The following is a 6,068-nucleotide window of genomic DNA, read 5'->3' on the forward strand; positions in this document are numbered from 1 at the left end:
CCGAACGCCTGAGGAGGGCCCATGTCTGATTCGCCGCGCGGCCCCCGTGTCGGGATCAAGGGACCGCTCCTGTTCTCGGCGTTCTTCGGAGCCATCGCTTTCGTCGTCGTGCTGTTCGCGGCCTCCGGAGGAACGTCCCACGGGCTCCGCTACGATCTGGCATTCGCCGCGTTCGGCATCGCCTTCATCGTGTGCCTCGTCTTCGCGGCCATGATGTCGATGAGCTTCAAGGAGAACGCGGAGCACCTCGGCCGGGGCGACGGCGTGAACCTGCGCTCCGAGGATCGCATCAAGCGGTCCGGGACCGCTGGCCATCCGTCGGCCGAGGAGCGTGGAACCGACGGGGGGACGGGCGATTCCCCCGAGGACGGGGCCGCAGGCCCGGAGAGTCCCGGCGCCGGCGCCTGAGCCCGAAGCCCGAAGCCCGAAGCTCGAACCGAGGCCGGGGTCGCTGGCACTCAGTCTGCTGCCCGGCGCTCCCGGTAGGCGCGCACGTGCGTCCTGTTGGCGCAGTTCCCGGTGTCGCAGTAGCGCTTGGACCTGTTCTTGGAGAGGTCGATCAGCACGGCCGCGCAGTCGTCCGCGGCGCAGATGCGCAGACGGTCCAGTTCCTGGGAGCGGATGACGTCCACGAACGCCATCGCGGCCTCGGTCCCCATCCGGTCGGCGAGCGGCGCATCCGGCGTGGTGGCGTGCAGGTGCCAGTCCCAATGGTCGTGCTTGACGAGCTGCGGCAGCGCCTGCGCCTCGCGCAGCAGCGAGTTCACGAGCTCGACCGCCTCGTCCTCGGTCGAGTCCCAGAGCCTCCTCAGGCGGGAGCGCAGCGTGCGGACGGCAGCCAGCTCCGCGGCGTCGTGCGTCCGTGACCCGGTGAACTCCTCCTCTGCGAGGAAGCGGTCCAGATCTGCTCCGGTCGCAAGGTGCTCCCCGCCGTCTGGATCGAGGGGATCGAGCGTGTTGACGAGGTTCACCACACTCCGGAGTGCAACCTCCGTGTCATGGGCGAAGATCATGTTGACTCCTGACGTCTGCGAGCCGTACTGTCATCACCATACTCGTGCTTGACTCCTGACACGATCCCGCTGCAACCCCTTGGGAGGTGCTCCGTGCCGTCCACGCCGCCTTCGGTTCCCCGGAACCGTTCCGCGTCCGGGCTCGTCTACGCCGTCCTGTCCGCGGCGACCTTCGGCAGCTCCGGCGCGCTGGGCAAGTCCCTCCTCGAAGCGGGCTGGACCCCGGGCGCGGTCGTGGGCGGCCGCATCGGCCTGGCAGCGATCATCATGGTCGTCCCCGCCGCGTGGATGATGCGCGGGCAGTGGGGAAGGCTCCGGGGCGCCGTGGCCCTCATGGCCGGCTACGGGGCGGTTGCGATCGCCCTGTGCCAGTTCTTCTACTTCAACGCCGTGGCCCGGATGAGCCCCCCCGTGGCGCTCATGCTCGAGTACCTCGCCCCCATCATCCTCGTCGGATGGGTCTGGGCCCGCACGCGGCGCCGCCCCGGCACGCTGACCATCGCGGGAACTGCCGTGGCCATGCTGGGCCTCGTGCTCGTGCTGGACCTGCTGAGCGCGCAGCGGGTCGATCCCGTCGGCGTCCTGTGGGGTGTGGGCGCGGCCGTCTGCCTTGCCGTGTACTTCGTGCTCTCGGCGAAGTCCGACGGCGTGCTTCCGCCCCTCGTGACGGTGGCCGGCGGGATGGTGTTCGGCGCCTTCACCCTGGCTGTGCTTGCCGTCGTGGGGCTCCTGCCGGTGAGCGCGGCGTTCGTGGACGTCGGGCTGTTCGGGGGCCAGGTCTCGTGGATCGTGCCGCTCGCAGGCATCACGCTCGTGGCCGCTGTCGTCGCATACACACTGGGCATCGTGGGCACCCAGAGGCTCGGCTCCAAGGTCGCAAGCTTCGTCTCCCTCACCGAGGTGCTGTTCTCTGTCATCGCCTCGTGGATCCTCATCGGCGACGTTCCGGGACCCATGCAGTTTCTCGGCGGCGCCCTCATTGTGGGCGGCGTGGTCATGGTCCGGGCCGACGAGCTCCGTGCGCCGGCTGAGGTGGAGGCGGATTTGGTCCCCGACTCTGCCCCCGAGGCCCTGCCGGCTGCCGACCTTGCCACAGGGGCCCTGCCCACCGTGGAGCGGCGCGCGTAGCCTTGAGGGCATGTGCCGCAACATCAAGGTCCTCCACAACTTCGAGCCGCACGCGACGAGCGAGGAAGTGCACGCAGCAGCCCTGCAGTATGTCCGCAAGGTGAGCGGGAGCGCCCACCCCTCGAAGGCCAATGAGGAGGCGTTCAACCGCGCTGTCGCAGAGATCGCTCACATCACCGAGCACCTCCTCGAGGACCTGGTCACGACAGCGCCGCCCCGGAGCCGCGAGGCCGAGGCCGCCAAGGCCAGGGCCCGCGCGGCCGTCCGCTTCGGCACGGCCTGAGGCCCGCCCAGACGGAGCCGGGACGGGTCCGGGACGGGTCTCAGCCCTAGCGGTGGAAGCGTGTGAGCCGGAGCGAGTTGGTCACCACGAGCACGGAGCTGGCTGCCATCGCGGCGCCCGCAAGCATCGGATTGAGCAGCCCGAGCGCTGCCACGGGGATCCCGATGATGTTGTAGAAGAACGCCCAGAACAGGTTCTGCTTGATGATCGCCAGCGTCCGGCGGGACAGCTCGATGGCGGTGGCTACCTGTCCCAGGTCATCTCCCATGACGGTCAGCTCGGCGGCTTCGCGAGCCACATCGGTGCCCGAGCCCATCGCGATGCCGAGGTCCGCCTGGGCGAGCGCAGGAGCGTCGTTCACGCCGTCGCCGGCCATCGCGACCCTCGCGCCGGCAGCCTGCAGGCGCTTGACAGCCTCGACCTTGCCCTCGGGGCGCACGCCGGCCTGCACGTCAGCAGGCGCTATCCCCACCTCAGCCGCCACTCGGGCGGCGACTGCGGCATTGTCCCCCGTGACGAGCACCGGCCTGAGCCCGAGCGCCTTGAGCCTCGCAATTCCCTCCGCCGAGCCCGGCTTGACGGTGTCGCGGAGGCCCAGGATCGCGGCGATCTCGCCATCGACCGCGACCCATACCGCGGTTGCCCCGCCAGCCTCCCGATCTGAAGAGCGGGCGGCCTGAGCGCCATCGGGGATTGCGCCATTCCCGCTCACCCAGTCGGTCCTGCCCACAAGCACGGTGTGGCCCTCGACCGTTCCCTCCACGCCGCCGCCCGCAGCCGACCGGAAGCCGGAGACGGCGGGCAGGCCGCCGGCGTCGTGCATCCCGGCAGGCGCCGCGCCGGGCGCCACTGCTGCGGGAGCAGCGCTGGGCACGGCCGCCACAACTGCGCGCGCGAGCGGGTGCTCGCTGCCTGCCTCGACCGCGGCGGCGAGGCGCAGCACTGCATCGCGGTCCCACGAGCCGAACGTATCCACCGAATCCAGCGCCAGACGCCCGGTGGTCACGGTCCCGGTCTTGTCCAGGACAATCGTGTCCACGGCACGCGTGTCCTCAAGGACCTGGGGGCCGCGGATGAGGATCCCGAGCTGGGAGCCGCGGCCGCTGCCCGCCAGCAGGCCGACGGGCGTGGCGAGCCCCAGCGCACAGGGGCACGCGATGACGAGCACTGCCACGGCCGCCGTGAAGGACGAGGGGAGCGACCCGCTGACGGCCAGCCAGAGCGCGAACGTTACGACCGCGATGACGAGGACCACGGGCACGAACACACCGCTGATCCGGTCCGCGAGCCGCGCGATGGGCGCCTTGCCGGTCTGGGCCTCCGAGACGAGACGGGCCATCGCGGCAAGCGTTGTCTCAGACCCGACCCTGGTCGCCTCGACCAGGAGGCGTCCGGACGTGTTGACGGTCGCACCGGTCACCGGCGAGCCGGAGGCCACGTCGACCGGGACGGACTCGCCCGTGATCAGCGACGCGTCGACTGCCGAGGCTCCCGAACGCACGACGCCGTCCGTGGCGATCTTCTCGCCCGGCCTGACCACGAACAGGTCCCCGGGAACGAGCTGATCCGCGGGGATCTCCTGCTCGACGCCGTCTCGCACGACCACGGCCCGCTTGGCCCCACGGTCGAGGAGAGCGCGCAGCGCGTCGCCGGCGCGGGACTTCGCCCGCGCCTCGAGCCAGCGCCCCAGCAGCAGGAAGGTCGTGACGACGGCGGCCGTCTCGAAGTAGAGCGCCGCCCCGTTCTGCATGTGCATGCCGGGGTGTTCGGTCATGCGCGGGTCTATGAGGAGTTCGACGAGTGAGTACAGGTATGCCGCCGCGACGCCGATCGAGACGAGCGTGTCCATCGTGGAGCCGCCGTGCCTCGCATTGATTGCGGCAGCCCGGTGGAAGGGCCACGCGGACCAGGTCGCGACGGGGAGGGTGAGGGCGGCGACCCACCAGCCCCACTGGATGAACTGGGCCGCCGGCACCATGGAGATGAGGACCACCGGAATGGACAGCGCCGCGGCAACCACCAGACGCGGAACCAGGGCCTCGGCGGGGCTCCGCCGTGGGGACGGCGTCTCCCTTCTCTCGTCCTCCCCGGGCCCGAGTGGACGGCGCTCGGGGGCTCCCGCGTGTTCGCCGGACTCCGTTGCATCGACCCCCTCGGCCGACGCCCCCGCACCACCGGCGCTGCCGTGCGTCGCCACCTCCATGCGAAAGCCGGCACCCTTGAGGCGCGCGGTGTAGCCCGCGGCCGCGACGGTGTTGAGCAGCTGCTCGTCCGTCACACCGGCGGGGACCTCTACGCGCGCGGATTCAAGCGGGAGGTTGACGGAGGCATGCACGCCGTCGATCTTGCCGAGCTTGCGCTCGACCCGATTGACACACGAGGCGCAGGTCATGCCCTCGATGTCGAGCTCGACAATGCGGGGAAGCTCTACTGAGGTGCGTGGATCCATGGCTTCAGGCGTTGTTGTCCACCATGACGTAGCCCGCCTCGGCGACGGCCTCGCTGATGGACTCGTGCTTGAGCTTGCGGTCCGAGTCGATGGTCACCTCGGAGACGCCGCCGGCGTTCAGGTCGATCGAGACGCCTTCCACGCCGTCGAGCGACTGGATCTCCTCGGTGACCGAGGCGACGCAGTGGCCGCAGGTCATGCCGTCAACGTGCACGGTCGTGGTGAAGTGGGTCATGGTGATCCTCCCTGGATGGTGTGCGTTCTGGATGGTGATGAGCTGACGGCTGCTGCCTCCGCAGCAGCCGCTACCGCAGCAGTCGTCCGATGGCATCAGTGGCCTCCTTGACCTTCGCATCGATTTCGTCGGCCCGCTTCGCGGCGTCCGGCTCGTTAGCTGCACCGACCACGCAGTGCCCTATGTGCTCTTCGACGAGGCCGAGGCTCACAGCGTGGAGGGCCTTCGTCACGGCGGCGATCTGCGTGAGGATGTCGATGCAGTACTTGTCCTCGTCCACCATCCGCGCAATGCCGCGCACCTGGCCCTCGATCCGCCGCAGGCGGCGGAGGTAGGCGTCCTTGTCCGCCGTGTACCCATAAGCGGGGCCGGCATGGACGTTGAAGTCGACGACGTTCTCCATGCCCCGAACATATACCCGCCAGGGGTATCGGTCAAGTACCCGGAGGGGGTATGCATCCTGCCTCGCGTGTGGCCAAGCGCACAGCGCGCGGATTTGGCCGAGGGCCGGGAGGCGGGTAATGTTTTCTGAGTCGCCGGGAGCGGCCGCGGGAACGCGGACGGAACGGCTGGCAAAAACCCTTCAGGAACTGGCCAAAACGGCCGTCTCTCGACGCGCCCCGAAAGCCGGTGTCTGAAGTGAATTCATGGTCCGCCGCAAGGAATTGCCGATTGGACATGATGAATTCAAAAGGGTAGGTTTGAGAAGTTGCTCCGGGAGCTGCAGGGCTGGTTTGGTCGTGTGGGTTACCGGGTGTGGTTTGTTGTTTGAGAACTCAATAGTGTGCCAAGTTTTGTTGATGCCATTTTTTTGGTGTCTGTTGCCTGGTTGCGTGCGCCCCTGTGTGCGTGGCTGGGTGGTTTTTGATGCCGGATCGTTTTCTGCTGGCCTTTTGCCCTATTTTCCTGGGGTGGGGGGTTGGCGTGTTTTTTGACGGAGAGTTTGATCCTGGCTCAGGA

Annotated in this window: 7 protein-coding genes; 3 read left to right on the plus strand and 4 right to left on the minus strand. The window is 68.8% G+C overall.

Features of this window, described 5'->3' with window-relative positions; all coding sequences use genetic code 11:
* The first annotated feature begins 21 nt into the window (after window positions 1-21).
* The gene (locus IE231_RS16680) at window positions 22-408 is read left to right on the plus strand and encodes a hypothetical protein (protein WP_189695123.1); all 387 of its coding nucleotides are present in this window, start codon (window positions 22-24) and stop codon (window positions 406-408) included.
* 50 nt (window positions 409-458) lie between these two features.
* Here the strand turns inward: IE231_RS16680 and IE231_RS16685 are convergent, their stop codons facing one another.
* Window positions 459-1,013, minus strand: coding sequence for a CGNR zinc finger domain-containing protein (locus IE231_RS16685; RefSeq protein ID WP_189695124.1), 555 nt, complete (start codon window positions 1,011-1,013; stop codon window positions 459-461).
* Between the two features lie 93 nt (window positions 1,014-1,106).
* Between IE231_RS16685 and IE231_RS16690 the strand changes: the two genes are divergently transcribed.
* Together IE231_RS16690 and IE231_RS16695 are read left to right on the plus strand one after the other, a co-directional pair.
* Window positions 1,107-2,141, plus strand: coding sequence for an EamA family transporter (locus IE231_RS16690; RefSeq protein ID WP_189695125.1), 1,035 nt, complete (start codon window positions 1,107-1,109; stop codon window positions 2,139-2,141).
* A 10-nt stretch (window positions 2,142-2,151) separates the two neighbouring features.
* On the plus strand, window positions 2,152-2,424 hold the full coding sequence (locus IE231_RS16695) for a DUF2277 domain-containing protein (protein ID WP_189695126.1): 273 nt from the start codon (window positions 2,152-2,154) through the stop codon (window positions 2,422-2,424).
* Between the two features lie 46 nt (window positions 2,425-2,470).
* Here the strand turns inward: IE231_RS16695 and IE231_RS16700 are convergent, their stop codons facing one another.
* The 3 genes from IE231_RS16700 to IE231_RS16710 form a co-directional block, all read right to left on the minus strand.
* Window positions 2,471-4,873 (minus strand): heavy metal translocating P-type ATPase, encoded by a 2,403-nt coding sequence (locus tag IE231_RS16700; RefSeq protein ID WP_189695127.1) that lies wholly within the window; start codon window positions 4,871-4,873, stop codon window positions 2,471-2,473.
* Window positions 4,874-4,877: 4 nt separating this feature from the next.
* Window positions 4,878-5,108: a heavy-metal-associated domain-containing protein gene (locus IE231_RS16705; protein ID WP_229867297.1), complete on the minus strand. Its 231-nt coding sequence runs from the start codon at window positions 5,106-5,108 to the stop codon at window positions 4,878-4,880.
* Between the two features lie 70 nt (window positions 5,109-5,178).
* Window positions 5,179-5,511 carry a metal-sensitive transcriptional regulator gene (locus tag IE231_RS16710; protein ID WP_189695129.1) on the minus strand — a complete coding sequence of 111 codons (333 nt, stop codon included), beginning with the start codon at window positions 5,509-5,511 and terminating at the stop codon, window positions 5,179-5,181.
* Window positions 5,512-6,068 lie beyond the last annotated feature (557 nt).

This window comes from Sinomonas cellulolyticus, assembly GCF_014656475.1.
GTDB lineage: Bacteria > Actinomycetota > Actinomycetes > Actinomycetales > Micrococcaceae > Sinomonas > Sinomonas cellulolyticus.